This is a genomic window from Rhodococcus sp. 077-4 (assembly GCF_047782425.1).
In the GTDB taxonomy this organism is placed as follows: domain Bacteria; phylum Actinomycetota; class Actinomycetes; order Mycobacteriales; family Mycobacteriaceae; genus Rhodococcoides.
The window spans coordinates 382,961-408,848 of record NZ_JAJPWC010000003.1; the positions used below are offsets into that span (position 1 = coordinate 382,961).

Genomic DNA, 25,888 nt, shown 5'->3' on the forward strand with positions numbered 1-25,888 from the left:
AATTGCCAGAACGATAGGACCGTCCGAGTGCCGCGGTCCAACAGTTTGTAGCGATAGGAGCGTTCTCGAAAACAGAACACTCGAACGCGACACCGTCGATCGGCAGATGGCTCCACCCCACAGGGACAAGCTCGAGATTTCCGGATATCTATACGCGTCGCGTATGGATTTGGGACATCGGCGCATTTCACAGCTGTGCGCCAGACTCCTACCCTCGCAGTATGACTTCGAGCGCGAGTGTGGCGGCAGAACACAATCCGGCAGTCGATGCGCCGCGTCCGATGGTGGCCTCGGCGACGTCGGGCCTTGCGGCAGCGATGGGAATCGGGCGGTTCGTGTACACGCCGATACTGCCGGTGATGGCCGAAGCAGTCGGTGTCAGCGCGGGTGAGAGTGCGCTGGTAGCGACGTCGAACTATGCGGGCTATCTACTGGCGGCGATCGTATTGTCCCTTCGCCCGCGGTGGCGAGGGCGCGCGATGATTCGCACCCTGACAGCCTCGCTGGTGGCAAGCGAAGCAGCAATGGCCGCCACTACCGACGTCGAAATATGGGCCACTCTGCGATTCATCGCAGGCGCGTCCAGCGCTGGTCTGTTCATTTCGTGCGTCGCAACGGTCACCGCGCTGGTCGCATCGAAAACCGTCTCACCCGTCATGGCTTCGGTGGCATTTTCGGGCGTGGGTGTGGGGGTCGGATTGACCGGCCTGTTGGCGTTGGCGACCGAAGACAATGCCACCTGGCAACAAATGTGGCTCGGTTCCTCCGCGCTGACCGCCCTACTTCTACTTCCGCTGTGGTTCTCCGCACAGCCGCGTTCGGTCGAAAAGACATCTCTGGCAACAGGTATCGTCTCGACCACAACAAGTAGGCTCCCTCGATCCAAGATCGCGATCGCTTTGATGGCGACCTACTTTCTCGAAGGGCTCGGCTACATCGTCGTCGGGACTTTCCTCGTGGCTGCAGTAGGAGACGCGAAAAACTCGACCGGCCCGATGGTGTGGGCAATCGTGGGTATCGCTGCCGTCCCGGCCACCCTGTTGTGGGCAGCTCTTGCTCGCCGAGTGGGCTGGCCGATCGCCCTGGCTGTCGCGCTGGGGGTTCAAACTCTGGGAACGATTCTGCCCGTACTCGACGGTTCCAGCACGACCGCGATAGTTACCGCCGCACTGTTCGGCGCCACCTTCATGGGAATCTGCATGCTCACCATGGAATGTGGACGATCACTGATCGGGCCGAACTCCGCGGCACCCCTGACCGCCGTCTACGGCTTGGGGCAGATGCTCGGGCCGCTCATGGTCGCGCCGGTCATCGGTGACGGCTACGGCGTGGCGTTCACCATTGCGTTCGTCGTACTCGCCTGCGCTACAGCAGTATCCGCGCTCATCGCACGGAAAACATCTCGCCGGAGGTGAGACTGCGAGCCTGAAAGGCACCATGCCCTTATTCGAGGCCGCGACATTGCCGTGGTGACCGAGTCATTCCCGTTCGTTCGATACCGCAGCGGATCGAACCTCGGTCGATGAGATACACGAACTGCACGCGCGAGTCGACGATCTCACGCTTCGGGTCGGTCGGTGAAAGCGACATCGAGGAACCACTGAACTGCCCGCGCAGGCACAGGTCGGTCGCGCCACGCCAACCGCACCTGTGTAGGGGGCGCGTCCGGAATCGGTAGAAAACGAACACCGGGGTGAGATATTCGGCGCGCAGCCAATTCCGGAACGATACCGATACCGCCTCCGGCAGCGACGATTTCGAGCCATTCTTCGAAGTTTCGGCAGGTGATCACTGCTCGTGCTTCAGTGTTTTCGGTGGCCGGGATCGAGTCCGCAGCCGTTGAACCGGACAGCGTGTTGACCACCAGTGGGCCGGCAGGTAGAGAACCCCACCGCACCTCGGTTGCATTGCCGAGCGCAGGATTCGACCGGCTGGCCGCGAGAACCCGTCGTTCCACCCCTACCCGTCGAGTCACCATCCCGACAGACAATTGGTGCGGACGGTTCCGATACAGCGCTACGTCCACTTCGCCCGCGTCCAAGGCCGCAAGAGGGTCGTCGACGCGGCGCACGTCCACGTTCACACCGTGCCGACGCGCCAGAGAGGCACGCGTGGCCGCGAACCACTTGTCCGGTAACAGCCACGCAAAGCCCAGCCGCACAACTGGATGCGCGTCGAGATCGGCAATCAGTGCATCGAGTTCCCCCACAATTCGGCGTGCACGCCCCAGCACGACCAATCCATCCTCTGTCAGATCGGCAGTACGGGACTCGATCAATCGACGCCCGCAACGCTCTTCGAGTTGGTGAACCGAACGCGTCAGTGTCGGTTGCGAAACTCGCAGTTCAGCGGCGGCAGCAGTGTGCGTGCCACAGTCTGCAAGAGCGATCAACGCACGCAGGTGTCTCAGCTCGACCTCCATACGTCCAGCGTATATCCAACGGCGCTCCACGTATTGGCGTGCCGCGGCACTGGTCTTCTACCCTCGAACTCGACCGCCCATACCCTTCTCGAGGAGTGTCGATGTTCCGTTACGAGTCGTTGCAGGTGCCTGTCGTCGGTGCGCCGATGGCGGGAGGCCCGTCGACACCAGGGCTGGTTACGGCGGTAGTGAACGCAGGTGGTCTCGGGTTCCTCGCCGCCGGGTACCTCACTCCGGACAAGTTGACCGCGGACATCGCTGCCGTTCGCGGTGCCGGGACGGAAACGTTCGGGGTGAATCTGTTCGTTCCCGAGGACGGACAGGTAATCGACACCGAGGACATCGCGCGGTACCGCGCACTGCTCCAGCCCTACGCCGACGAACTGGGCGTCGAGTTACCCTCCGACAGCGCACTTGTGGAGAACACAGACGACTTCTGGAGCGACAAGCTCGACATTGTTGCGGCCGCGGCAGTCCCCGTCGTCTCGTTCACCTTCGGTTGTCCGGATGCAGAGACCATCGCCCGCCTCCACGACGCCGGCAGCGCTGTCACTGTCACCGTCACAAATGAGGAGGACGCCCGCGCAGCGGTCGATGCCGGTGCCGACTCACTGTGCGTGCAAGGCCCCGATGCAGGCGGGCACCGCTCGACCTTCCGCATCGACGCCGAGAGTTCGGAGATTTCGCTCGACGAGTTGATTCCCTCGATACGACGAGCAGTGTCGGTTCCCATCGTGGCAGCAGGCGGAATCACCACCGCGTCCGACGTCCGTCGAGTCCTCGGCTACGGGGCTGTCGCAGCTCAAGTCGGGACAGCCTTGTTGCGCTCACCGGAAGCCGGAACCAAGCCCGCCCACGCCGCCGCTCTGGTCGATCCTCGATTCACCGAAACAATGGTCACGCGCGCCTTCAGCGGCCGTCCGGCACGAGCCCTGCGCAACAAGTTCGTCGATCGGTTCGACACCGGATCCTCACGCCAGTACCCAGCGATCAACACCCTGACCGGCGGCATCCGCAAAGCCTCGGCAGACGACCCGCACGGCATCAACCTGTGGGCCGGTGCCGGGTACCGCAGCGCCTCTGCCGAACCGGCAGCACGCATCATCGAAGAATTGGCCTCGACGTTGTGACAGGAAAGCCCAGGTGTAAAAACCGCACGAATCGTGGTGTTTGAACCCACGTCCCAAAAACTCGCAGCGTGCCTGCGGGATTAGTACCGTCGTAGACATGCAACTGACTCGCTTCAGCGATCTGGCCCTGCGGGCGATGATGTTGCTGGCTGCCGTCGGCCCCGACGGTCCTCGAATGACGACCGGAGCGATCGCAGCGCGAGTGAACGCGTCCGAACATCATGTGGCCAAAGCGATTACACGCTTGGTCGGCTTGGGCTGCGTCCGTGCCCAGCGCGGCCGCACCGGCGGTCTGTTTCTCACCGACAAGGGCCGCTCGATACCGGTGGGCCACCTGATCCGGCAACTCGAAGGCGATCGTGAAGTCATCGAGTGTGTAGGAGACCGGCCCTGTCCACTTCTTGCGGCCTGCCGACTGCGGCATGCCCTGGCCGTCGCCAAAGAAGCGTTCTATGGCGAACTCGACCGATTCACGATCGACGATCTTGCCGCGTCGCCCACCATCCCCCTCGCGATGGTCGCTTTCCCCTCACCCTGACCTGCCATTTTCGGTTTCGGCAGTCTTCCGAAAGGAACATCTATGTCCACCTTCGGCCCACTCACCGTCGATCACGAGCTCCAACCCGCCCATGCCGAGGTGATCCGAGCGACGCTGCCTCTGGTCGGTGCCAACATCGACACCATCACGCAGACCTTCTATGCGCGCATGTTCGCCGCCCGACCGGAACTTCTGCGAAATCTGTTCAACCGCGGGAACCAGGCACAGGGGGCGCAGCAACGAGCACTGGCCGCGTCGATCGCGACTTATGCCACTCATCTGGTGGACCCAGCGCTACCGCACCCGGACGAGTTGCTGTCCCGGATCGGACACAAGCACGCATCTCTCGGAATCACGGCCGATCAGTACTCGATCGTGTACGAGCACCTCTTCGCAGCCATCGTCGAGGTACTCGGAGCCGAGGCCGTCACGACAGAGGTCGCCGAAGCCTGGGACCGGGTCTACTGGATGATGGCCCACACTCTCATCGATCTCGAGAACCGGCTCTACGAAAGCGCGGGAGTCGTTGCCGGACAGGTCTTTCATCGCGGCATCGTCACCACACGCACCGATGATCCGTCCGGGGCCGTGGTGCTCGGAGTGACCGGTGACTGGCCCGATCTGCGACATCAGCGTCCGGGTGGGTACGTCTCGGTCGGCGTGACTCTGCCCGACGGCGCGCGCCAGATCCGCCAGTACAGCCTCATCTCCCTTACTGACGCAGGCGAAGTGACTTTCGCGGTGAAGCCTGTCGTCGCCAGCGCCGGCTGCCCCGCCGGTGAAGTGTCGAACTGGATCGCAACAAGTCTCCGACTCGGGGATGTCGTCGATATCAGCATCCCGTTCGGTGATCTACCGACAGCCGACATCGCTGCGGGACCCGCCGTGTTGATCTCGGCCGGCATCGGCATCACGCCCATGAACGGGATTCTCGAACACCTGACCCTGTCGGGTGCGCAATCCGAGGTGGTGGTTGTTCACGCAGATCGCAACCCCGCCGGCCATCCACTCCGGGCGCGCCAGCGACAACTGGTCGACGCCTTACCGAATGCCGTCCTGGAACTCTGGTACGAGGAACCCGGCGATTTCGCCGGCGCGCACCGAGGTCGATTGGATCTCACACTTGTCGATCTTCCTGAGGGTGCATCGTTCTACGTCTGCGGAAACAGTGGTTTCGTGCAGGCCGTCAAGTCGCAACTCGTCGACAGTGGGGTGGACCGGTCGCGTGTCCATTGCGAACTCTTCGCCCCGGACGAGTGGTTGCTCGGCTGAAACGTCGGCCGGCAGCCCCGCAGGCGTCCAGGTCGCGGAATCCGAATGGAACGCACATGTCGACTGCGATGACCGATTTCGTCGAGCGAAAGCCCCGCCCCAGCACGTAGCTGGGGCGGGGCTTTTCGGAACCTACCGATCGATACCTCGTCAGCTCAGTCGTTTTCAGGGCTCAGTCGTTTTCAGGGCTCAGTCGTTTTCAGGGCTCAGTTGTTTTCAGGGAAGCCGAGGTTGATGCCACCATGGCTGGGATCGAGCCAACGACTGGTGACGGCCTTACCGCGGGTGAAGAAGTGGACACCATCCATACCGTGGGCATGGGTGTCACCGAACAGGCTGTTCTTCCACCCACCGAAACTGAAGTACGCCATAGGAACCGGGATCGGAACGTTGATACCGACCATCCCGACCTCGACCTCGTTCTGGAACCGCCGCGCCGCACCACCGTCGTTGGTGAAGATCGCAGTGCCGTTCCCGTACTGATTCGAGTTGATCAGATCGAGCGCCTCATCGTAGGTGTCCACACGCACAACCGAGAGGACCGGCCCGAAAATCTCGTCGGTGTAGATGGACATGTCGGTGGTGACGTTGTCGATCAACGTCGGGCCCAACCAGAAACCATCAGCACCCCCGTCGGCCTCGACCGTGCGGCCGTCGACGACGATCGTCGCTCCGGCTGCTTCACCGGCATCGACGTACGAGGCCACCTTGTCGCGGTGCGCCTTGGTGACCAGCGGTCCCATGTCGACACCCTTGGTTCCGTCGCCGGTGACCAGTGGGGTGGTGCGTTCGACGATCTTCGCGACCAGCTCGTCGGCGATGTTCCCGACGGCGACCACTGCGGAGATGGCCATGCATCGCTCACCGGCAGAACCGAACCCGGCGTTGACCATCGCATCGGCCGCCAAGTCCAGATCGGCATCCGGCAGGACGATGGCGTGGTTCTTCGCTCCGCCGAGCGCCTGAACTCGTTTACCGTGCGAGGTGCCGGTGGAGTAGACGTATTGCGCGATCGGGGTCGAACCGACGAAGCTGATCGCCTTGATGGCCTTGTTCTCGAGCAACTCGTCCACGGCGAGCTTGTCGCCCTGCAGAACATTGAACACCCCAGGAGGCAAGCCCGCTTCCTCCCAGAGCTTGGCCATCCACAGCGACGCGGTCGGATCCTTCTCACTGGGCTTGAGAACAACGGTATTACCGGCAGCAATCGCGACGGGGAAGAACCACATCGGCACCATCGCCGGAAAATTGAACGGAGAAATGATACCGACAGGCCCGACCGGCTGACGGATCGAATACACATCGACCTTCGTCGACGCGTTCTCGGTGAACCCACCCTTGAGCAGATGCGGAATGCCGCAGGCGAATTCGACGACCTCCTGGCCACGGGAGATCTCACCGAGCGCATCGGAAAGGACCTTGCCGTGCTCGGCGGTGATGATCTCCGCGAGCTCACCCTTCTTCGCGTTCAACAATTCGCGGAATGCGAACAGCACCGCCGTGCGCTTCGCCAACGACGTATCGCGCCACGCCGGGAACGCCGCGGCCGCGGAATCGATCACCGCGCGCGCATCCTCCACAGTAGCCAGGGCCACCTGCCCGGTCACCTGACCGGTCGCTGGGTTGGTCACTGGCGCAGTGCGGTCGGACGTACCACCGAATGGCTTGCCGTCCAACCAATGTGCAATCACGTTCTCGGTCATGTCGCTACTTTCGCTCGGGAATGTCATCCCAGCATCGACGGCATACTTGCCGTTGTCAAAGCCCAATCGAGCACTGTGGAGTGCATAAATGCACGCCGCGGACTATCTTCGAGCTATGTTCACCGCGGACCACTTACGGTTCTTTCTCGAGGTCTCTCGGCACGGTCGGCTCAATGAGGCGTCCCGCGCTCTCGGCGTCGATCACACGACGGTCGGCCGCCGGATCACAAGCTTGGAAAAGGCTGCAGGACAACGCCTGTTCGATCGCACCCCGGCAGGCTGGCGGCTGACGGAGGCCGGGCGTCGGCTCGTCGCCTACGCCGAAACCGTCGAATCGGCGCTCGTTGCCGCATTCGAGGATCAGAGGTCCGCCGTCGGCTCGTTGACAGGGTCGGTACGCATCGCCGCGCCCGATGGTTTCGGCGCCTTCGTATTGGCACCCAACCTGATCGGTCTGCGCCGAACTCACCCGGATCTCGATGTCGAACTGGTCACCGCCACGGAGCACAATTCGCTCAACACTCGTGAATTCGACGTGGCGGTGACGTTGGAGCAGCCTTCGCCGAGGCTCGTTTCATACCGCAAGCTTGCAACGTACTCGCTGCATCTGTACGCGACGCCCGAGTACTTGAGCCTCGCGCCGGCCATTACGCAGCTCGACGATCTAAGAGAACACACCGTCATCTGGTACGTCAGCGCTCTACTCGACGTTGCGCCTCTGCGGGTCCTCGATACGATCCTCGCCGACGGCCGCGCCCAGATACAAACCAACAACATCACCGGGCATTGGCTCGCGGCCCGGAGCAGCTTGGGAATCGCACCACTGCCCAATTACATCGGCGACCCGGACGACACCCTTGTCCGTGTTGCAGCCGAGCACTTCGCAATCGAACGAACATACTGGGTCGCGATACCACGGGAATTGACCAGCCTCGCGCGGGTGAACGCCGTGAACGACTTCCTCGATGACACCGTCGCGGACAGTCCCCACCTCGAGCAGATTCATACTTGACAACGCCGTCGACGCTTCATCGCCTCGAAAGGATCGAAAGAACGGGACGCCCTCGGCTGGGGCGTTCGACAATAGTCACCCTCACTCCAGATCAGCGAACGAACCTCCGGCCTCTTTCGTACGCGGTGGGCGAGACTGGAGTAGCGGTAGCGCAGCCAGGGATTGGGGACCTGTGATTCGTGGTATCCCTTGACGATGAGCGAATCCACGAGGCCGGCAGTTCCGACCACGAACCTGCCCGCATTCGGGTTCGAGAGGACGTTTGCCGACCAGGTTCCCGGCGTCACATTGCCGTGGCAGGGCACCCACGCTCCCGACCCTCGAGTGCTGACACTGAACGACGCCCTGGCTCGGTCGCTCGCGCTCGACCCAGCGTCTCTGCGCACTGTCGAGGGTGCAGGCGTGCTGTCCGGATCCGTTCCTCCGGCCGATACCGTCACGGTGGCGATGGCTTATGCGGGCCATCAATTCGGCAACTTCCAGCCACTGCTGGGCGACGGCCGCGCACTGCTGCTGGGCGAGCTTCGTGACGATCACGGCCGTCGAGTCGATCTGCATCTCAAAGGGTCCGGCGCTACCCCGTTCTCGCGTGGCGGTGACGGGCGCGCGGTGGTGGCAGCCATGCTGCGCGAGTATCTGATCAGCGAAGCGATGCACGCCCTCGACATCCCCACCACGCGCTCACTCGCCGTCGTCACGACCGGCGAACAGGTTGTACGCGAGGGCGGTCCGCAGCCCGGCGCGGTACTCGCCAGGGTCGCGTCGAGCCATCTGCGGGTGGGCACGTTCGAGTTCGCCGCCCGCAGAGAAGGACTCGTGCAGAGCCTTGCGGACTACGCGATCGCCCGGCACTACCCTGCATTTCTCGAGCTTCCTGCCGGAGATCGCTACCTCGCGTTCTTCGAGGCCGTCGTCGATGCCCAGGCGTCCCTTGTCGCGCAATGGATGTCGGTCGGATTCGTGCACGGAGTCATGAACACCGACAACACGACGATCTCCGGCGAAACCATCGACTACGGTCCGTGTGCCTTCCTGGACGCCTACGATCCCGCAACGGTGTTCAGCTCCATCGACCACGGCGGACGCTATGCCTACGGCAACCAACCCGCAGTGCTCGGTTGGAACCTGGCCCGATTCGGCGAAACACTTCTGCCGCTGGTGAATTCGGTGCCCGACGATGCAATTTCGGCCCTGACTGCGGTTCTCGATACGTACGGGGATCGATACCGCAAGCACTACTCGACGGCGATGGCCGCCAAGCTCGGCCTCGAGGCAGCTGCGGTGGACGCGGAGCTCGTCGACGGCCTGCTTCGACTGCTCACAGACCATCGCGCCGACTGGACCCAGACCTTCCGGGCCCTCGCCGAGAACCTGCGCGGGAACTCGGCACCGATCGACTCCCTCGTCCCGCCCGACGCGTCCACCAGTTGGCTCGAGCGTTGGCGGGTTGCGATATCCGCTCGGGGCCTTGACCTTTCATCGGTCGCCGACGAGATGGATCGCGTCAACCCGGTGTACATCCCCCGCAATCACCTGGTCGACGCCGCATTACAGGCTGCAACCGAGGGCGATCTGGAGCTTTTCGAGCGCCTGCTCGAGGTCGTCACGTCACCGTTCGATCGGCGCGACGAGTGGTCCGACTACGCCCTCCCTGCGCCCGAGAACTTCAGCGCGGGTTTTCAGACGTTCTGCGGTACATGACTTCCCGAGTGAACCGGGCTTCTCGTCACTGTGGAGGCTCCATGAATTCGATGGTCTTGCCATCCGGGCCTACTGCGTACATCACTCGGGTGCCCATCTTGGCACCGCCGGCAATCGTTTGTGGAGTTCCTTGCGCCGTCCAACCGAAGTCCGCGATGCGACTCAGGACCGCATCGATGTTGTCGACTTCGAATGCAAGATGCGCGAAACCTGGATCGTAGGGTCGAGACGACCCCCGCTCTCCATTCACGTTGCGGTATTCCAGCAGCTCGATCGTCTGACCCGCGACGGAAACCACCGCCATCCGGACTGCCGCGCCGTGCGCTCCGGTGACCTCTCCGAGAAACTCTTCACCCATCTCACCGGTGCGTTCCAGGGTCGCGCCGAGACCGTCGATCCAGAACAGAAGGGCGTCATCGAGGGAACTCACGGAGAAGCCCACATGGTCGGAGCGAAGGATTCGGAAGGACATGTCAAGAGAGCCTTTGCCTGATGCGTTCACGAGTTCCGTTTCTGTTCGGCCCTGACAAGGCCACCGCCGACGATCAACCGCTGGATTTCGCTCGTGCCCTCGTACAGCCGGAGCAGTCGCACATCTCGGTAGATGCGTTCGACCGGAACCTCGCGCATGTACCCGGCACCACCATGGATCTGAACGGCCATATCCGCAACCTTACCGACCATTTCGGTGCAGAAGAGTTTCACAGCGGACGGAGCGATGCGCCGATCGGTGTTCTCCACCCATGCCCGAGCCGCCTCACGCACCATCGCTCGACCCGCCATGACACCGACCTGCTGGTCAGCGATCATGGCTTGAACGAGCTGGAAGTTGCCGATCGGCTCCCCGCCCTGAGTGGACGCCGCGGCATACGAGACCGACTCGTCCAACGCACGCTGCGCCTGACCGACGGCCAACGCTGCGATGTGCACCCGCCCCCGCGCCAGCGACGTCATAGCCGCCTTGTACCCGATGTCGAGAATGGGTCGTTCCGCAGGCTCCACTCCGGCGTCGCCGTTCCCGCCGACCAACGCGTCCGCCTCGACCCGCACGCCGGTGAAGTTCACGTCGGCCGTGCCGGAGCCCTGCTGGCCCATCTTGGCGTCCTTGGCACCGACCTCGATCCCCGCGGTGTCGGCTGGGACCAAGAACACTGCGATCCCGTTGCCGCTCTCCGGTTTCGGGTCGAGTTTCGCGAAGACGACGAACATGTTCGCGATCGGAGCATTGGTGATGTATCGCTTGCTGCCGTCGATGATCCAGCCGCTGCCGTCGACCGTCGCGGTGGTCTTCAGCCCCGCCGGGTTCGATCCTGCTCCGTCCTCGGTCAATGCGAAGGAGGCGACGATATCGCCGGTTGCCATGCCCGGCAACCACTTCGCCTTCTGCCCCTCGGTACCGAACCCCACCAGAACCTGCCCGGCGATCCCGTTGTTGGTGCCGAACATCGACCGCAACGCCAGCGAGGTGTAGCCGAGCTCCATCGCGAACTCGACGTCCTGCATCAAGTTCAGGCCGAGACCACCCCACTCCTGCGGAAGCGCGTAACCGAACAGTCCCATCTCCGCAGCCTGCGTACGCAGATCCTCCGGAATCGAATCGGTGTTCATGATCTCGAGTTCACGCGGAACCACCCGTGACCGAACGAAATGCGAGACCTGCTTCAGCACGTCCGCGAAGACGTCGTCGGGTACGTCGGAATTCATGGTGTGCACAACCCCACTATCGTGGCACGGATTGCGGTCGGTCAAATGTCGGATCGGGCTGCCCTCCGCATCGGGCCGAACCATTGCGTCAGCCCGGTGAGTATCTGTGCACGACGCCTACGAGCGGGTCGATTTCCTGACAATTCTCGATACCGAGTCCGGGTCGTCCCAGGTAGGTACATGGCCCAGGTGCCGCTCGTATACGACTGTCGTGGAGTCGGGTAGTAGTCCGAGATCGCTCTCGCGAACGCGGATCAGAGGATCCCGACCACCGAATACCACTGTGACAGGGACTGTGATCTCCAGGCCTCCCTCGAATCGGGCACCGTCGAGAGCAGACATGGTCCGAGCGAAATCACAGGTACGCAAATTCTCCGCATCACCGATCGCTTCGTCTGCGGGAATACGCCACGGACTGCCGAACAATCCGAACAACACCGGGTGCGTAGCGCTGGATTGCGAATCAGCGAACCTGCCATCGGTAGCCGTGTTCCGTTGGTCCACAACGCAAAGAGCGCTTTTCGTCGCAGGTGACCCACACCTCCGGTCGAGCGCCACATACCTGCGGGCATGAGGGCGCACACCGAGCTCGCGCGACCACGACGGGCGAGCTCCAACGAGATCCACGCACCGAGCGAATTTCCTGCGAGATGGGCTGTCTTCCAACCCAACCCGTCGAGCACTGTTTCGAGGTGGTCGGCGAGGCGTTGGGGGGTCGGGGTATCCCCGTCCGGCAGGGGCGGACTGTTTCCGAAGCCCGGAAGGTCGACCGACACCGTGTCGAACTCAGCGCTCAGGCGCGCGACGACGGGGTCCCACATCTGACGCCTGTGTCCGATCCCGTGAATCAAGAGCATCGGGACTCCCGCACCCGTTCTGCGGTAGTCGATTTTCACAGAGCCATTCGATGTGTCATCCCCCATGAGCGGAGCCTATCCGGGCAAGGACCAATGAGGCCAGCGCCCGTCAACGATGCCGTTCTTACCTCGAATCGGGCCCTCGGTTCTGAATCCCGGACTCCGATCTGCGTCTGGCATCCACGAGCGAGGGGCCGATCCGGTGGCTCCGACAATGGACGCACGACCAGTTCGAGTGATTGCCATGGGTGACGGTGTGCGACATGGCGGCGATGGGCTCCCGCATCGCCGCGTCGGGTGAATCCGCGACCGGCTTCACAGGGTTGAACTCGTCACGCATCGTCAGCCGGTGTGAGTCGGGTAATCGGTGTAACCCGTCGCACCGCCCTGGTAGAACGTCGCAGGGTCGGGGGCGTTGAGCGGTGCATCCGCGCGGAGGCGTTCGACAAGATCGGGGTTGGCCAGGGCCAGGCTCCCGACCGAGATGAGATCAGCGGTACCGTTGTCGAGATCTGCTGTCCGAGAGCTGAGTTCGGTACCTGCGCGGTTGAGGATGAGCGTCGCCGGCCACAGTTCGCGGATGGTGGCGAGCAGAGCGTCGTCGCCGAAATGCATGATGTGCAGGTACGCGAGATTCAGCGGGGCCAGTGCGCGAACCAGAGCCGAATACAGCTGGTGGGTGTCGGACTCCGCGATGTCGTTCATCGTGTTTCCTGGCGAGATGCGCAGCCCGGTGCGGTCTGCGCCGATCTCCTCGGCCACGGCGGTCGCGACCTCGACGGCGAAGCGAATCCGGTTGTCGATGGAGCCGCCGTAGCCGTCGGTGCGCTTGTTGGAATTGTCGGACAGGAACTGATGAATCAGGTACCCGTTGGCGGCGTGGATCTCCACTCCGTCGGCTCCGGCAGCGATGGCGGCCGCAGCCGCCGTACGAAAGTCCTCGACCGTCCCTGATATCTCGTCGGTCGAGAGCGCTCGCGGGGTCGGGATCTCCTGCATTCCGGACGCGGTGAACATCGAGGCTTTGGGTTGCACCTCGGACGGGGCGACGGGCCGACGCCCGTGTGGAGTGTTGTCCGGGTGCGAGGCGCGCCCAACGTGCATGAGCTGGATGAAGATTCGGCCACCGGCGGCGTGAACGGCGTCGGTGACCAGCCGCCATCCGGCGATCTGTTCGTCGTTGTGGATGCCCGGCGTCAGCAGGTAGCCCTGCCCATCTTCGGACGGTTGCGTGCCTTCGGTGACGATCAGACCGGTCGACGCGCGCTGGGCGTAGTACTCGGCGTTCAATTCTGTCGGAACGCCCTCAGGTGTGGAGCGGTCTCGGGTCATCGGTGCCATGACGAGTCGGTTGGGAGCAGAAACGGCACCGACAGTGGCCGGTGTGAAAAGTGAGTTCGACATGAGAATCCTTGTGGAAGAGATCGGTGAGTGGAGGTGATCAGGCGACGGTGAGCACGAGCTTGCCGCGCGAATGTCCGGCGTCACTGTCTTGTTGAGCAGCAGCGGCCTGATCCAGCGGGTAGGTGGTCACCGGGATGACGAGAGCGCCCGAGGCGGCGAGTTGTGCCTGCGCAGCCAAGGCCGCGGCCGAGCGTTCTCTGGGACTGGAAGAAAAGGTGACACCGAGCCGGCTTGCGGCGAAGTCGGCGATCGTGACGATGCGGTCGGTCCCGCCGCGGAGAACGATCGAGTCCGGCAGAGCGCCCTTGCCTGCGACGTCGAACACTGCATCGATGCCGTCCGGGGCGAGTGCTCGCACTCGCTCGACCAGGCCGTCGCCGTACGTGGTCGCGGTGGCTCCGAGGGACGAAAGGTAGTCCTGGTTCGCCGAGCCTGCGGTACCGATCACCCGCGCTCCGCGGGCGAGAGCGAGTTGAACCGCGACCGTACCGACAGCTCCGGTCGCGCCGTGGATGAGCACGGTCTCCCCTTCACGGACCTCGAGCAAATCCAACACACGCTCGGCCGTTGCGCCTGCGATCGGAAGCGCGGCCGCGTGCTGCCACGAGAGATCGGCCGGTTTCATCGCGACGGTCGAAGCAAGTGCGTACTGCGCGTACGCGCCCGTATCGGCCCAGCCCACAACCTCATCGCCCGGCTTCACATCGTCGACACCCTCGCCGACGGCGTCGACGACACCCGCGAGCTCGTAACCGGGGACCGAAGGCAGTGCGGTCGAAAATGCCGCCTGCATCGCGCCCGACCGAACCTTCCCATCCAGCGGGTTCACCCCCGCCGCCTCGACCTTGACGCGAACCTGCCCGCGACCGGGTTGCGGAACATCGATCTCGGTCAGGTGCAACACCTCGGGTCCACCGAACCGATCGAACTGAATGGCCTTCATGACTACTCCCTCGTGACGAGCCAACCAATTAGGTGGCTAGCCACATTAATACCAGAATACCCGATACTTGGCTAGCCACTGACTTTTTGAGCCGGTTGGCACCGCCGCCTCGACCGGATTTCGATCGGTGATGCACGAGGGTCGAGAATGTGGATATGCCCGATCCATCAGCACCGACCTCGGCCACCCCCTTCGACGACGGAAAAGTCAGTTACGCCATCTTCGAGCTCGCCCGCGCGCATCGGGGGTTCGCCTCGACTTTGCTTCGGCAGCTGAGCCTTCACCCGGGGCAGGAACTGATTTTGATGCACCTTCACCAGCGGGACGGACAAACCCAATCCGAACTGGTCGAGAGCGTGGGGGTCGATCATTCGACAATGTCGAAAGCACTGCGCCGCATGCAAGTGACCGGTCTTCTCACCCGCGAACCCGCCGCGCACGACCGACGAGTGTCGATCAATCGCCTCACGGCAAAGGGTGACGCCATGCGCGAACCCATCGCCGCGATGTGGCGAGAACTCGAGGAGGTCACCACCCGCAACCTGACGCCCGAAGCGGCGACATCACTGCTGCGTTCGGCGCGGACGATCATCGACTCGATCAACACTCGCGACGAATCGGCCAATTCCTCGGACAGTGACCGGTGAAGGAGGCCGTGCAGCGACATCGGCGTGAACGCGCGCTCATCGGCGATCGGCACGAGTAGCAATAGCGATTTCAGTGGACACACGTACACTGGAAAAAATGGGGAAGACATCGCGGAGCACGCAGGAGTGGGGCGAACTCGGTGAACTCGCACTTCGCGAGTTGGCGTCGGCCACGGGGGGCGTGCGCGCAGTGCACACGGCAATCGCACGACGCACGTTCGCTGCCGTACGACTCGGCGTCGGACCGGCCGCGCTGCCGACACAGCTCATGCACGACGCGATCGCCGGCGGTACCTACGCGAGCATCGTGGCCGCCTGCACCGGCGCAGCCAAGGCGGTCGGTGTTCTGACCGGCGGCGACGAACCCACCGAGGATGACGCTCGACGGTCGCCGTCGCACACGACCCACGGCGCGCAGACCATCGCGATCCTGCACGGTCTCATCGGCGACGACATGGAGCGAACTGCCCGAGTCCTCGCCTATCCGATGGCGATCCGCGTCGACGGCCGCCCTGTACCTCCGAAGTACCAAACCCTGACCGCGGCGTTTCCCAACGCGGGAGCGCACCTCGTGGTGTTCGTTCACGGGCTCGTCGAGACCGAATCGGCGTGGCGGTTGGGCGGACGGCCCACATACGGTGAGCGCCTGGACTCCGAAGCCGACACCACCTCGATCTTCCTGCGCTACAACACCGGACGTCGCATTGCCGCAAACGGTGCCGACCTGTCGACCATGCTCGAACAGCTTGTCGTGGCATGGCCCGTTCGGGTTCACCGAATCACATTGGTCGGCCATTCCATGGGCGGCCTGGTGTCGCGAAGCGCAGCTCACCGAGCCGCCGAGAGCGGCAGTCGGTGGGTTGACCTGTTGACGGACGTGTTCACTCTCGGTACGCCGCACCTCGGCGCGCCGCTTGCGCACGGCGTCCATCTCGCCGTTGCGGCGTTGGCGATGGCACCCGAGACCCGGCCGTTCGCACACCTGCTGGCGCGTCGAAGCGCCGGAATCCGCGACCTGATCCACGGATCCATCACCGAAGAAGACGGCCACGCCCGCTACGCCGACAGCTTCGACGTCGGTGCGGCGATGGATATCTCGGTTCCGGAGGGCGTCCGGCATCATCACGCATCTGCGGTCGTCACCGGAAACCCACGACATCCGATCGGGATATTCGTGGGCGACGGACTGGTCCGCACCGACAGCGCAGGAGGCCGAAACAAGTTGCGCAACATAGGCCTTCGCCCGGATGACGGTCTGGCGATAAACAGCGCGCACCACTTCACCCTCCTCAACGACGAAAGGGTGTACGGCTGGATGCGGCGCGCACTGGTCGGTGACGAAATGACCAACGCCTCGGCTCCGGGCTCCGCAACGGAACGGTCGGTGCCGCCGGCACCCGCGGAACAACCCCCTGCAATCGGGCCGCGCTGACACAAATCACGGCGGAGGCAAGAGAGCTCCGACGATCGCATCTCCCACCGCTGCGGTAGTCGCGTCCCCGCCCATGTCGGGTGTGAGCGAGCCGCTCCCCCTGGCCAGAACGGTTTCCACCGCGCTCAGCACTGCCGCAGCGGCCTCGTTCTCCCCGAGATGTTCGAGCATCATCGATGCACTCCAGATCTGACCGATCGGATTGGCGATGCCGCGTCCGGTGATGTCCGGCGCAGAGCCGTGAACCGGCTCGAACAAACTCGGAAACCGGCGTTCAGGATTGATGTTGCCACTGGGGGCGATACCTATGGTGCCGGTGCAGGCCGGGCCGAGATCGGAGAGGATGTCGCCGAACAGGTTACTGCCGACAACGACATCGAACCAATCAGGATGCAGCACGAAATTCGCTGCGAGAATGTCGATGTGGTACTTGTCGACGCGCACATCGTCGTAACCACCTGCCATGGCCTCTACTCGCTTGTCCCAGTACGGCATCGAGATGGAGATCCCGTTGCTCTTGGTGGCTGAGGTGAGGTGCTTCTTGGGCCGGGACTGGGCAAGATCGAAGGCGTACTTCAGAATTCGGTCCACACCGGTGCGCGTCATGACGGTTTCCTGCAGCACTGTCTCGCGGTCGGTTCCTTCGAATATCATGCCGCCGACGCTGGAGTACTCGCCCTCGGTGTTCTCGCGCACGACGTAGAAGTCGATGTCGCCGGGTTCACGTCCGGCGAGGGGGCTGCTGACGCCGGGCAGAAGTTTCACCGGGCGCAGACTGACGTACTGGTCGAAGTGCCGCCTGAATTGAAGCAAGCTGCCCCACAGGGAGATGTGGTCGGGAACCACGTCCGGCCAGCCGACGGCGCCGAAGAAGATCGAGTCGAAGCCGACGAGCTGGTCGAACCATCCGTCGGGCAGCATCTTGCCGTGCTGCGTGTAGTAGTCGGCGCTGGCGTAGTCGAAGATTTCGAGGTCAAGACCGAAGTCGAAGGCCTTGGCTGCGGCCCCGAGAACTTTGACTCCCTCGGGGACTACTTCCTTACCGATACCGTCGCCGGGGATGACGGCGATGCGATGAGTGGTGCCCATGTGCGGGTGTCTCTTTCAGTTGGGTCGGTGGGGGTCAAGCAGGATCTCGACGCGAAGTGAGCTCATCGCCTTCCAGTGCGTCGATGGCCGCGGCGGTCAGACTGCCTTGGATGTGGCGACGGGTCAGATCTGCGGCTGCGACGTCGTCGCCGGCGACGACGAGCTCGAGAATCTCGAAGTGTTGCTCGAAGTCGGTCGTGCGGGGTTCGGCACCGGGGGGCAATTCGAGTCCAACCCGACGGTAGCGGTCGGATTTGTCCCACAGGTCCTCGAGGAGATGAATCAGGACGTCGTTGTGGGACGCGAGGTAGAGGGTGCGGTGGAACTCCCGGTGCGCGGTCAGCCCCTCCTCACCCCAGTCCTGCGTCACGGGAACCAATGCCTTTGCCGCAGAACGCATCTCGAAGATGTCCCGATCCGTGCGCCGCTGCGCAGCCAACGCCACGGCAGCGGGATCGAGAGAGAGTCGCACCTCGAAGAGTTGGCGAGCCTCGGTTGCCGACATCGATGCGATCCGCACGTTCTTGTGACTGTCGAGTTCCATCAGGCCCTCGCTGCTCAATCGCCGAATGGCCTCGCGTAGCGGGGTGATGCTCATGTCCAGACGTTCGGCCAATTCGTACTGCGCCAGGCGTGAGCCGGCGGGCAAGGTCCCCAACAGGATCCAGTTCCGCAACTGAGCGTAGGCGACGTCTCCCTTGCTGGAGAACACGTTCGGTGCGATGGCCACGGGATCCACCTTTCGATATTGGGGGTTGTGCGCTGGGTCACGATGAGTATACCTTTGATACATCTTATAAGACTTACAAGATACAAGAGAGGACCACATGAAGATCATCTCCGTCCACGAAGGCACCGTCCCGATCAGCTCGTCGATTCGCAACGCCTGGATCGATTTCTCGAAGATGGACTGCTCGATCGTCGCGATCGTCAGCGACGTGATGCGCGACGGCGAACCTGTCGTCGGGTACGGCTTCAACTCCAACGGCCGCTACAGCGCCGGCGAAATCCTGCGCCGCCGAATCATTCCGCGCCTTCTCGACGCGTCGCCGGACTCGATGCTCGACGCCGACGGCGAACTCGACCCCACCCTGGCGTGGAACTTCATGATGAACAACGAGAAGCCCGGCGGCCACGGTGAGCGGTCGGTGGCGGTGGGCGTCGTCGACATGGCGCTGTTCGACCTGGCGTCCAAGATTGCCGAGAAGCCGCTGTATCGGTGGCTCTCGGACAAGCACGGCGACGGACAACCGGACGATTCGGTATTCGTCTACGCCGCCGGCGGCTATTACGCACCCGGGAAAACACTCGGCGACCTCCAGGACGAGATGCGCGGATTCCTCGACCAGGGGTATCACGTGGTGAAGATGAAGATCGGCGGCGCTGATCTCGCCGAGGACCTTCGCCGAATCGAGGCCGTTCTCGAAGTCCTCGACGGCGACGGCTCGCGGCTCGCTGTGGACGTCAACGGTCGCTTCGACCTCGCGACCGCCCTCGAATACGGCAAGGCCATCGAGCAGTACAACCTGTTCTGGTACGAGGAGGTCGGCGATCCACTCGACTATCGCCTCAATGCTGTTCTCTCGGAGAACTATTCGGGGGGAATTGCAACCGGCGAGAATCTGTTCTCACTACAGGACGCCCGAAATCTCATTCGCTACGGCGGGATGCGACCGGACCGCGACATTCTCCAGTTCGATCCGGCGTTGAGTTACGGACTCACCGAGTACCTGCGCATCCAGAAGATGCTGCGAGACCACGGCTGGTCCTCGCGCCAATGCATCCCCCATGGCGGACATCAGTTCTCACTGCACATCGCGGCCGCACTCAAACTCGGCGGCAACGAGTCCTACCCCGGCGAATTCCAACCCACCGGAGGCTTCGCCGACGGCGCCGTCGTCGAACGCAGCCGGGTCGGCCTGACCGAAACCCCCGGCATCGGCTTCGAACAGAAAGCCGCGTTCTACAAGGTGCTGCGCGAACTGCACTGATCTCCCGCTGATCCACTCGTCCACAGGGCTACGCCGGACGCCGCACCTCCGGCGTAGCCCTGTTCGGTGCTGCGCGAAGGAAATCGCCGCGCGGCGCACCCGACGGTCCGACGCGAAGCCGGGCCACCTCATGAGTCGCTTCCTGCCGCACGAAGGAGCACGACCAGCATGGCCAACACCACCGCCGACACCCACGACGACCCTCGCACCCCCGCGCCACAGCGGTCCCGATTCGCTCGCCTCATCCGTGAACTCTGGTTTCAAGTCGTAGTCGGTGCCGTCGCAGGCATCGCCGTCGGAATCTTCCTGCCCGACCTCGGATCCGCCCTGAGCCCACTCAACGACTGGTTCATCTCCCTGGTGAAGATGATCGTCGTCCCGGTGGTGTTCTGCGTCGTCTCGCTCAGCATCGCGTCCATGGACAATCTACGTAAAGCCGGCCGTATCGGCGTCAAGGCGATCGGTTACTTTCTGGTCCTGTCCTTGGTCTCGATGCTGTTCGGACTGCTGGTCGCCAACATCTTTCGGCCCGGTGACGGCATGAACATCGACCCGTCCGCACTCGACCCCTCCGCAGTCCCGGAATCCGCCACCGGTTCCGTTTCCGCAATCGAGTTCGTCGACAACATCATTCCCGAATCCTTGTTCGGCGCACTGACCGGACACACGATCCTCGCCGCATTGCTCGTCTCGATCGTTTTCGGGGCCGCCCTCAACGTCAGCGGTGACGCCGGGCTTCCCATCACCCGCGGCATCAACGCACTCTCGACCGTCGTGTTCAAGATCGTCTCCTGGGTGATGCGATTGGCCCCCATCGGCACCTTCGGCGCACTCGCCTCCGTCGTTGCCAACTACGGCGCTTCCACCCTGCAACAGCTCGGTTACCTCATCCTGCTGTTCACCGGCACCTGCATCGTCTACATCATCGTCATTCTCGGCGGAATCGCACGAGCGTGCGGGCTGAGACTGTGGCCGCTCATGAAATACCTCAAGGCCGAGCTACTCGTCGCACTCAGCACCTGTTCGAGCGAAGCCATCCTGCCGCAGCTGATCGAGAAGCTCGAACACCTCGGCGTCGGCAAACCCGTCGTCGGCATCGTGATCCCCTCCGGATTCTCCTTCAACCTCGACGGATCAGCGGTCTATCTCACCATGGCCTCACTCTTCCTCGCCCAAGCCGTCGGCGTCGACTTGTCCTGGCAGCAGCAATTGATCATGGTCGGCATCATGATGCTGACCAGCAAAGGGACAGCTGGTATAGCCGGCGGGGCGTTCATCGTCCTCGCCAGCACCATCACCGCAGTCGGACACATACCCCTCGCCGCCCTCGCGCTCATCGTGGGAATCGACCGCATCCTCAACGAGGGACGGGTGTTCATCAACGTCCTCGGCAACGCCATGGCCGCCATCGTGATCGGCAAGTGGGAGAACGACTTCGACGGCAACCGGGCGCGGAAAGTACTCGGCGGAGAAGGTGACGTGCCCCCACTCGACTCGGCCGCCTCGGACACCACGCAGAAGGCGGTGTCCCCCGAACGCGCCACCGCCTCCGCCTGAACGTTCCGAACCGCCATCGGTGCTCGACCCTTCGGTCGGGCACCGATGGCCGACCGTCGCTACAACACGAGACCCGACTCGACAGGAGACGAAACAATGGCCACCATCTTGATCACCACCGACTACCTCCACCCGGGGGACGACGTCGACGCCCTGCTTCGCGTGCGGGGCCACACCACTGTGCACTCCCCCGCCTCGGGAACACGACCGGCAGGCGAGATGGCGGCACTGTTGTCCGCCAGCGACGCGGCGATCATTGCAAGCGAACCGGTCACTGCAGAGATGCTGGACGCAGCCCCGTCGCTCCGCGTGATCGCCCGCAGCGGAGTCGGATACGACTCCATCGACGTCGACGCCGCTACCAGGCGAGGCATTCTCGTCTGCAACACCCCCGGAGCCAACCGGCACGCCGTCGCCGAGATGACCATGGCGCTACTCCTGATGTGCGCGAGGCGAATCGAGGAGACCACCGACGGAGTCCGCAACGGACAATGGCCTCGACACGACACCCGCCAACTCCGCGGTGCCACCCTGGGCATCATCGGCCTCGGGCCCAGCGCCCGCGCAGTGATCGACCTCGCACGAGCCTTCGGAATGACCATCCTCGTGACGACCGGGCACCCCGATCCGGGCCTGCCCGTCACCTATGCCGACAAGCACGAGTTACTCCACGACGCCGACTTCGTCAGCCTGCACTCTCGCGCAACCACATCCGGCGCGCCCATCATCGACGCAGACGCACTCTCCGCAATGAAGCCCACCGCCTACCTGGTCAATACCGCACGGGGATCACTCGTCGACGAAAAGGCTCTTGCCGACGCGTTACGCACTGGAGTAATCGCAGGCGCAGCCCTCGACGTGTTCGCCACCGAGCCTCCGAACCCTCGGAACCCGTTGCTGTGCATACCCACCGTCATAGCCACCTCGCACCTCGCGGGCCAGACGCGTGAGGCTCGCAGAGAAGCAAGTGTGGCCGCGGCGAACTCGGTGATTGCCGCACTGGCCGATAAAGCGGCCGGAGGAACGATCAACCCCGAGGCCCTGACGAACAGAGCTCACTGACCGGGTCGGACGTGTCGATGCCTCGGAAACCGCGGCAGACCGCTACCTCGTTTCGGTCGGATCTGCTGTCGGCACATGTGTTTTCGAAGCCTCGGCCTCGGCAGGATCGACATCGGGCGCGGTGGGGTGAGCGGGCAGGTAGATCAAGGTGAGGACTGCAGCAACCGCCGTCACCGCACCGGCGACCATGCAACCGATTGCCAGACCGTCGATGAAACTCGCCTGTGCGGCGTCGGCCAATCGTGCACCCGCCTGGGCCCCCGCGCTGCCGAACAACTCCCCCGCCCTCTGGGCCGCCGTCAACGCTGCACCCAGCGACTCGCGAGCGGGTTCGCGTAGCGGCTCGGGCATGGCATCGAAGTCCAGATGGTCTCGGTAGACCGACAGGGCAACCGACCCGATCACAGCGACACCCAGAGTTCCGCCCAGCTCACGAGTTGCGTCGTTGACGGCCGACCCCATGCCCGCCTTGTCCGGCGACACCACACCCATGATTGCTTCGGTCGCGGGTGTGCTGGTCAGTCCGATGCCTGCACCCAGCAGCACCATCTGACCGGCGATGGTCCAGTAGCTGATGCCGTCGGAGAGAGTGGACGCCCAGCCGAACGCGGCGGTCAGTGACAGCAGTCCCAGTGCGACAACCACTTTCGAGCCGATTGCTACGGCCAGTCGTGCTCCGACGAGGGCAGCCACTGCAATGGAACCTGCAACGGGCAACATTCGTAGCCCGGTCTCCAACGCGCCGTACCCGCGGACAAACTGAAAGTACTGCGTCACAAGGAAGATGAAGCCGAACAGAGCGAAGAATGCACTGGTGACCGCACCACTCGCGGCGGTGAATCGCATGTTGGCAAACAGTCTCACGTCGAGCATCGGGTGCTCGACGCGGATCTCGTGGAGCACGAACAGGGTCATCAGCACCCCGGCGACAGCGAAACTGACCAACGTGGTGCCCGAGCCCCAACCGCGATCGGGTGCCTCGATGATCGAGTAGACGAGAGTGCCGAGCGCGGCAATCGAGAGACCGAGCCCCGGGTAATCGAGTGGCGGGGTCGCGGGATCGCGGGAATTCGGCACGTACCGCGCGGCGAACAAGAAGGCCACCGCAGCGGCTGCCCCGTTGAAGACGAGAATCGAACCCCACCAGAACGATTCGAGCAGTGCCCCACCGACAACCGGGCCGGTGGCCACCGCCACTCCCGTTGCCGCACCCCAGAGCCCCAGCGCCTTCACCCGCTCCGACCGCTCGGTGAACACATTGGCGAGTATCGACAGCGTCACCGGGTAGACCACGGCCGCAGCGACTCCGGCCAGTGCGCGCCAGGCGGTCAGCGAGTTGGGACCGCTGCTGAACGCGCCGCCGACTGAGGCCACGACGAAGATCACCAGACCCAACAGCATCAGGGGCCGGCGCCCGAATCGATCGCTCAGAGAACCGCCTGCGAGAACCAGCGCCGCGAACGCCAGATTGAACGCGTCGACGATCCACAACAGATCCCTCGTCGACGCGCCGAGTTCGGTCACCAGCGTCGGCAGCGCGATGTTCACGATCGTCGTGGACACGTTGACCACGAACACCGCCAAACACAGTGTCGCGAGCACCGCAGCTTTGTTGACGGGGGCATCGAGGACTCGACCAAGACTCGGCATAATGAAGTTATACCACGCGCGCAGAGTATTTCGGTGCTCGCTCGAAGACTTCGTTCGGCTTCCCAGACAGCAACACCCGATGTGGGATCATGGCAAGATGCCGCCTGCACACGCTCCTGACGTCGCCCAGATCGACGACGAGCCGGTGCCGGAGCGACTGATACGTGCCGCCATCGAGCTACTGGCCGAATCCGGGCCGTCGGAACTGAAGGTGCGGCGCATCACCGACGGGGCAGGCGTCTCCACCATCGCCGTCTACCACCACTTCGGCGGATTACAGGAGTTGCTGCAGGCGGTGGTGATCCGGGGATATGCTGCGCTCCGCACGGCTCTGGTGGACGCGTCGGAGGCCGACCTCGATGTGGGCGCTCAGTTGTTCGCGATGGCGCTGTCCACTCGCGAGATGGCGCAGCAGAACGCGCACCTCTACGACATGATGTTCGGTCTGTCGACCCGCGGGACGTATCGCTATGTCGCCTCGGCGGACCGCATCTCGGCCGAAGGCTTCGGACCTGCCTACGCGGTCCTCGCCGCGACCTGCGAGAGGCTCGCGCGCATCAGCGACGGCGCAACACCGCTCACGGGCGAGCAAATTGCCGCCGAATTATGGAGTCTCGTACACGGTTTCGTCACACTGGAAGCAAGTGGACACTTTGTGCAGCTCACCGATCCGGTGTCGGAGGTGCTGCAACCGATGGCGGTCAACCACTTCGTGGGGATGGGGTTTGCACGCGATCTCGCCGAACACAGTGCAGAGCAGGCCAAGCAGTGGTGGGCTCGATCACGTTCGATACAGCACTGATTCGGTGAGGGTGAGCACGTCAGGCGCTTTGCTACCGAACGCCGCGTAGAGACTCGGAGGTTTGATGCCGATACCTGCATACAACTCGCTGACCGACGTCCCCTCGTAGCCATGTTGCCAGAACATGTCCATCGCCGATTCGAGGGCGCGCTGCTTGTCGAAGCTCTGATAACGGTCCCTCGCAGCGCCTTTCGTCACCGATCCAAGCTCCGGCCCAGTACACGCGTTACGGATCAGCGTGGCAGCGCACTCAGCCTCCGCTGCCGGCGGCCCCGATGCACGAAACTGTTGCCGTGTAAGACCATCACATCTGCACGAGGGACGGCACCGACCACAGTCACAGGTCAGGGCCGTCTCGTGGAGCCTCATCACGGGATCGAGCCGTTGATCGCTCGCTTTCACGTACGTTGGGAGACAACCACATACAGCCGACGATCCGCGGGGATACCTTGCACGCCGATCATCGTTCCAGGCCGGACTTCGGCACTGCCGTCGTCTACTTTTCCGCGAGACCTGTTGCCACGGAGAGGTATTCACGCGCGTCTCGAAAGGTCTGCGCCACGCCGCGGCCCGCGATGGCCTTGTACCGACCGAGCTGATCGTCATCGAGAAGGTCGAGCACCGTGCTGGAATCGGCATGCATCCAACCGCCGTCTCGCACCAGGTCGTGAGCCCGTTTGCCCTGCAAGGCTGCAATCCCTTCGACCCTGATTCCGTGTGGATCGGTCGACACTGCGATGTAGTAGGCCTTCTTGCCCGAGTATCCGGCTTTGACCTTCGAGCGCAGCCGCAAAACGGCATCGACCGCGTCGTCGACGGCAGACGAATGCTCGTCCGAGCCCGATTCAGCAGCAGAGACTCGCGCGATCCCAGCATCCAGTCCGGCAAGCAAAGTGGCGAGGTACTCGAGATCACTCATGAGCTCATGATGCCCTACGCCAGCGAACTCGTGAACCAGCACCCGACGGCATT

The 25,888-nt window shown here is 63.4% G+C and carries 24 protein-coding genes; 12 read left to right on the top strand and 12 right to left on the bottom strand.

What is annotated here, in order from left to right; genetic code table 11:
- Positions 1–221: 221 nt before the first annotated feature.
- Complete coding sequence (locus ACNEOT_RS18180; RefSeq protein WP_415975742.1) at positions 222–1,415, top strand: YbfB/YjiJ family MFS transporter; 1,194 nt, start codon at positions 222–224, stop codon at positions 1,413–1,415.
- A 143-nt stretch (positions 1,416–1,558) separates the two neighbouring features.
- Here the strand turns inward: ACNEOT_RS18180 and ACNEOT_RS18185 are convergent, their stop codons facing one another.
- Positions 1,559–2,422, bottom strand: coding sequence for a LysR family transcriptional regulator (locus tag ACNEOT_RS18185; RefSeq protein ID WP_415975743.1), 864 nt, complete (start codon positions 2,420–2,422; stop codon positions 1,559–1,561).
- A 101-nt stretch (positions 2,423–2,523) separates the two neighbouring features.
- On the opposite strand from ACNEOT_RS18185, the gene ACNEOT_RS18190 reads away from it, so the two are divergent.
- From ACNEOT_RS18190 to ACNEOT_RS18200, 3 genes are all read left to right on the top strand, one after another.
- Positions 2,524–3,552 carry a nitronate monooxygenase gene (locus tag ACNEOT_RS18190; protein WP_415975745.1) on the top strand — a complete coding sequence of 343 codons (1,029 nt, stop codon included), beginning with the start codon at positions 2,524–2,526 and terminating at the stop codon, positions 3,550–3,552.
- 97 nt (positions 3,553–3,649) lie between these two features.
- Positions 3,650–4,090 carry an RrF2 family transcriptional regulator gene (locus ACNEOT_RS18195; protein ID WP_415975746.1) on the top strand — a complete coding sequence of 147 codons (441 nt, stop codon included), beginning with the start codon at positions 3,650–3,652 and terminating at the stop codon, positions 4,088–4,090.
- A 42-nt stretch (positions 4,091–4,132) separates the two neighbouring features.
- Positions 4,133–5,362 carry a globin domain-containing protein gene (locus ACNEOT_RS18200; protein ID WP_415975747.1) on the top strand — a complete coding sequence of 410 codons (1,230 nt, stop codon included), beginning with the start codon at positions 4,133–4,135 and terminating at the stop codon, positions 5,360–5,362.
- A gap of 206 nt (positions 5,363–5,568) precedes the next feature.
- On the opposite strand, the gene ACNEOT_RS18205 is transcribed toward ACNEOT_RS18200, so the two are convergent.
- Positions 5,569–7,065 carry a CoA-acylating methylmalonate-semialdehyde dehydrogenase gene (locus ACNEOT_RS18205; RefSeq protein WP_415975748.1) on the bottom strand — a complete coding sequence of 499 codons (1,497 nt, stop codon included), beginning with the start codon at positions 7,063–7,065 and terminating at the stop codon, positions 5,569–5,571.
- Positions 7,066–7,180: 115 nt separating this feature from the next.
- Here ACNEOT_RS18205 and ACNEOT_RS18210 point away from each other — a divergent pair, with 115 nt between their 5' ends.
- A complete protein-coding gene (locus ACNEOT_RS18210; RefSeq protein ID WP_415975750.1) occupies positions 7,181–8,077 on the top strand; it encodes a LysR family transcriptional regulator in 897 nt (298 codons plus the stop codon).
- Between the two features lie 195 nt (positions 8,078–8,272).
- Positions 8,273–9,778: a protein adenylyltransferase SelO gene (locus ACNEOT_RS18215; RefSeq protein ID WP_415975751.1), complete on the top strand. Its 1,506-nt coding sequence runs from the start codon at positions 8,273–8,275 to the stop codon at positions 9,776–9,778.
- Positions 9,779–9,803: 25 nt separating this feature from the next.
- Here the strand turns inward: ACNEOT_RS18215 and ACNEOT_RS18220 are convergent, their stop codons facing one another.
- The 5 genes from ACNEOT_RS18220 to ACNEOT_RS18240 all read right to left on the bottom strand — a co-directional run bounded on the left by ACNEOT_RS18220 (position 9,804) and on the right by ACNEOT_RS18240 (position 14,686).
- The gene (locus ACNEOT_RS18220; protein ID WP_415975752.1) at positions 9,804–10,250 is read right to left on the bottom strand and encodes a VOC family protein; all 447 of its coding nucleotides are present in this window, start codon (positions 10,248–10,250) and stop codon (positions 9,804–9,806) included.
- A gap of 26 nt (positions 10,251–10,276) precedes the next feature.
- The gene (locus ACNEOT_RS18225) at positions 10,277–11,482 is read right to left on the bottom strand and encodes an acyl-CoA dehydrogenase family protein (RefSeq protein ID WP_415976358.1); all 1,206 of its coding nucleotides are present in this window, start codon (positions 11,480–11,482) and stop codon (positions 10,277–10,279) included.
- A 254-nt stretch (positions 11,483–11,736) separates the two neighbouring features.
- Positions 11,737–12,405 (bottom strand): alpha/beta fold hydrolase, encoded by a 669-nt coding sequence (locus tag ACNEOT_RS18230; RefSeq protein WP_415975754.1) that lies wholly within the window; start codon positions 12,403–12,405, stop codon positions 11,737–11,739.
- 276 nt (positions 12,406–12,681) lie between these two features.
- A complete protein-coding gene (locus ACNEOT_RS18235; RefSeq protein ID WP_415975755.1) occupies positions 12,682–13,743 on the bottom strand; it encodes an alkene reductase in 1,062 nt (353 codons plus the stop codon).
- Between the two features lie 37 nt (positions 13,744–13,780).
- Positions 13,781–14,686, bottom strand: coding sequence for an NADP-dependent oxidoreductase (locus tag ACNEOT_RS18240; protein ID WP_415975756.1), 906 nt, complete (start codon positions 14,684–14,686; stop codon positions 13,781–13,783).
- Between the two features lie 155 nt (positions 14,687–14,841).
- On the opposite strand from ACNEOT_RS18240, the gene ACNEOT_RS18245 reads away from it, so the two are divergent.
- Positions 14,842–15,333 carry a MarR family winged helix-turn-helix transcriptional regulator gene (locus ACNEOT_RS18245; RefSeq protein WP_415975757.1) on the top strand — a complete coding sequence of 164 codons (492 nt, stop codon included), beginning with the start codon at positions 14,842–14,844 and terminating at the stop codon, positions 15,331–15,333.
- A 97-nt stretch (positions 15,334–15,430) separates the two neighbouring features.
- A complete protein-coding gene (locus ACNEOT_RS18250; protein ID WP_415975759.1) occupies positions 15,431–16,765 on the top strand; it encodes an esterase/lipase family protein in 1,335 nt (444 codons plus the stop codon).
- Positions 16,766–16,771: 6 nt separating this feature from the next.
- Here the strand turns inward: ACNEOT_RS18250 and ACNEOT_RS18255 are convergent, their stop codons facing one another.
- Together ACNEOT_RS18255 and ACNEOT_RS18260 are read right to left on the bottom strand one after the other, a co-directional pair.
- On the bottom strand, positions 16,772–17,854 hold the full coding sequence (locus ACNEOT_RS18255; protein ID WP_415975760.1) for a tartrate dehydrogenase: 1,083 nt from the start codon (positions 17,852–17,854) through the stop codon (positions 16,772–16,774).
- Between the two features lie 34 nt (positions 17,855–17,888).
- On the bottom strand, positions 17,889–18,584 hold the full coding sequence (locus ACNEOT_RS18260) for a GntR family transcriptional regulator (RefSeq protein WP_415975762.1): 696 nt from the start codon (positions 18,582–18,584) through the stop codon (positions 17,889–17,891).
- 97 nt (positions 18,585–18,681) lie between these two features.
- On the opposite strand from ACNEOT_RS18260, the gene ACNEOT_RS18265 reads away from it, so the two are divergent.
- From ACNEOT_RS18265 to ACNEOT_RS18275, 3 genes are all read left to right on the top strand, one after another.
- Entirely contained in the window at positions 18,682–19,845 is a 1,164-nt protein-coding gene (locus ACNEOT_RS18265; protein WP_415975763.1) for a mandelate racemase/muconate lactonizing enzyme family protein, read from the top strand.
- A gap of 168 nt (positions 19,846–20,013) precedes the next feature.
- Positions 20,014–21,402, top strand: a complete 1,389-nt coding sequence (locus ACNEOT_RS18270) for a cation:dicarboxylate symporter family transporter (RefSeq protein ID WP_415975765.1) — start codon at positions 20,014–20,016, stop codon at positions 21,400–21,402.
- Positions 21,403–21,498: 96 nt separating this feature from the next.
- A complete protein-coding gene (locus tag ACNEOT_RS18275) occupies positions 21,499–22,464 on the top strand; it encodes a phosphoglycerate dehydrogenase (protein WP_415975766.1) in 966 nt (321 codons plus the stop codon).
- Positions 22,465–22,506: 42 nt separating this feature from the next.
- Here the strand turns inward: ACNEOT_RS18275 and ACNEOT_RS18280 are convergent, their stop codons facing one another.
- Positions 22,507–24,114 carry an MFS transporter gene (locus tag ACNEOT_RS18280; RefSeq protein ID WP_415975768.1) on the bottom strand — a complete coding sequence of 536 codons (1,608 nt, stop codon included), beginning with the start codon at positions 24,112–24,114 and terminating at the stop codon, positions 22,507–22,509.
- Between the two features lie 97 nt (positions 24,115–24,211).
- Here ACNEOT_RS18280 and ACNEOT_RS18285 point away from each other — a divergent pair, with 97 nt between their 5' ends.
- Positions 24,212–24,916, top strand: coding sequence for a TetR/AcrR family transcriptional regulator (locus tag ACNEOT_RS18285; protein WP_415975769.1), 705 nt, complete (start codon positions 24,212–24,214; stop codon positions 24,914–24,916).
- Here ACNEOT_RS18285 and ACNEOT_RS18290 read toward each other — a convergent pair.
- Positions 24,896–25,114 carry a TetR/AcrR family transcriptional regulator gene (locus ACNEOT_RS18290; protein WP_415975771.1) on the bottom strand — a complete coding sequence of 73 codons (219 nt, stop codon included), beginning with the start codon at positions 25,112–25,114 and terminating at the stop codon, positions 24,896–24,898. The two genes, ACNEOT_RS18285 and ACNEOT_RS18290, sit on opposite strands and share 21 nt — an antisense overlap.
- A gap of 298 nt (positions 25,115–25,412) precedes the next feature.
- Complete coding sequence (locus tag ACNEOT_RS18295; protein WP_415975772.1) at positions 25,413–25,835, bottom strand: phosphate acetyltransferase; 423 nt, start codon at positions 25,833–25,835, stop codon at positions 25,413–25,415.
- Positions 25,836–25,888: the final 53 nt, after the last annotated feature.

Excerpts from the sequence above, each read along its gene's own strand:
- ACNEOT_RS18220 (WP_415975752.1), bottom strand. The coding sequence starts at position 10,250 with ATGTCCTTCCGAATCCTTCGCTCCGACCATGTGGGCTTCTCCGTGAGT.
- ACNEOT_RS18210 (WP_415975750.1), top strand. The coding sequence starts at position 7,181 with ATGTTCACCGCGGACCACTTACGGTTCTTTCTCGAGGTCTCTCGGCAC.
- ACNEOT_RS18240 (WP_415975756.1), bottom strand. The coding sequence starts at position 14,686 with ATGAAGGCCATTCAGTTCGATCGGTTCGGTGGACCCGAGGTGTTGCAC.
- ACNEOT_RS18190 (WP_415975745.1), top strand. The coding sequence starts at position 2,524 with ATGTTCCGTTACGAGTCGTTGCAGGTGCCTGTCGTCGGTGCGCCGATG.
- ACNEOT_RS18205 (WP_415975748.1), bottom strand. The coding sequence starts at position 7,065 with ATGACCGAGAACGTGATTGCACATTGGTTGGACGGCAAGCCATTCGGT.
- ACNEOT_RS18200 (WP_415975747.1), top strand. The coding sequence starts at position 4,133 with ATGTCCACCTTCGGCCCACTCACCGTCGATCACGAGCTCCAACCCGCC.
- ACNEOT_RS18275 (WP_415975766.1), top strand. The coding sequence starts at position 21,499 with ATGGCCACCATCTTGATCACCACCGACTACCTCCACCCGGGGGACGAC.
- ACNEOT_RS18180 (WP_415975742.1), top strand. The coding sequence starts at position 222 with ATGACTTCGAGCGCGAGTGTGGCGGCAGAACACAATCCGGCAGTCGAT.
- ACNEOT_RS18245 (WP_415975757.1), top strand. The coding sequence starts at position 14,842 with ATGCCCGATCCATCAGCACCGACCTCGGCCACCCCCTTCGACGACGGA.
- ACNEOT_RS18285 (WP_415975769.1), top strand. The coding sequence starts at position 24,212 with ATGCCGCCTGCACACGCTCCTGACGTCGCCCAGATCGACGACGAGCCG.
- ACNEOT_RS18235 (WP_415975755.1), bottom strand. The coding sequence starts at position 13,743 with ATGTCGAACTCACTTTTCACACCGGCCACTGTCGGTGCCGTTTCTGCT.
- ACNEOT_RS18250 (WP_415975759.1), top strand. The coding sequence starts at position 15,431 with ATGGGGAAGACATCGCGGAGCACGCAGGAGTGGGGCGAACTCGGTGAA.
- ACNEOT_RS18195 (WP_415975746.1), top strand. The coding sequence starts at position 3,650 with ATGCAACTGACTCGCTTCAGCGATCTGGCCCTGCGGGCGATGATGTTG.
- ACNEOT_RS18280 (WP_415975768.1), bottom strand. The coding sequence starts at position 24,114 with ATGCCGAGTCTTGGTCGAGTCCTCGATGCCCCCGTCAACAAAGCTGCG.
- ACNEOT_RS18230 (WP_415975754.1), bottom strand. The coding sequence starts at position 12,405 with ATGGGGGATGACACATCGAATGGCTCTGTGAAAATCGACTACCGCAGA.
- ACNEOT_RS18270 (WP_415975765.1), top strand. The coding sequence starts at position 20,014 with ATGGCCAACACCACCGCCGACACCCACGACGACCCTCGCACCCCCGCG.
- ACNEOT_RS18255 (WP_415975760.1), bottom strand. The coding sequence starts at position 17,854 with ATGGGCACCACTCATCGCATCGCCGTCATCCCCGGCGACGGTATCGGT.
- ACNEOT_RS18185 (WP_415975743.1), bottom strand. The coding sequence starts at position 2,422 with ATGGAGGTCGAGCTGAGACACCTGCGTGCGTTGATCGCTCTTGCAGAC.
- ACNEOT_RS18225 (WP_415976358.1), bottom strand. The coding sequence starts at position 11,482 with ATGAATTCCGACGTACCCGACGACGTCTTCGCGGACGTGCTGAAGCAG.
- ACNEOT_RS18215 (WP_415975751.1), top strand. The coding sequence starts at position 8,273 with ATGAGCGAATCCACGAGGCCGGCAGTTCCGACCACGAACCTGCCCGCA.
- ACNEOT_RS18265 (WP_415975763.1), top strand. The coding sequence starts at position 18,682 with ATGAAGATCATCTCCGTCCACGAAGGCACCGTCCCGATCAGCTCGTCG.
- ACNEOT_RS18295 (WP_415975772.1), bottom strand. The coding sequence starts at position 25,835 with ATGAGTGATCTCGAGTACCTCGCCACTTTGCTTGCCGGACTGGATGCT.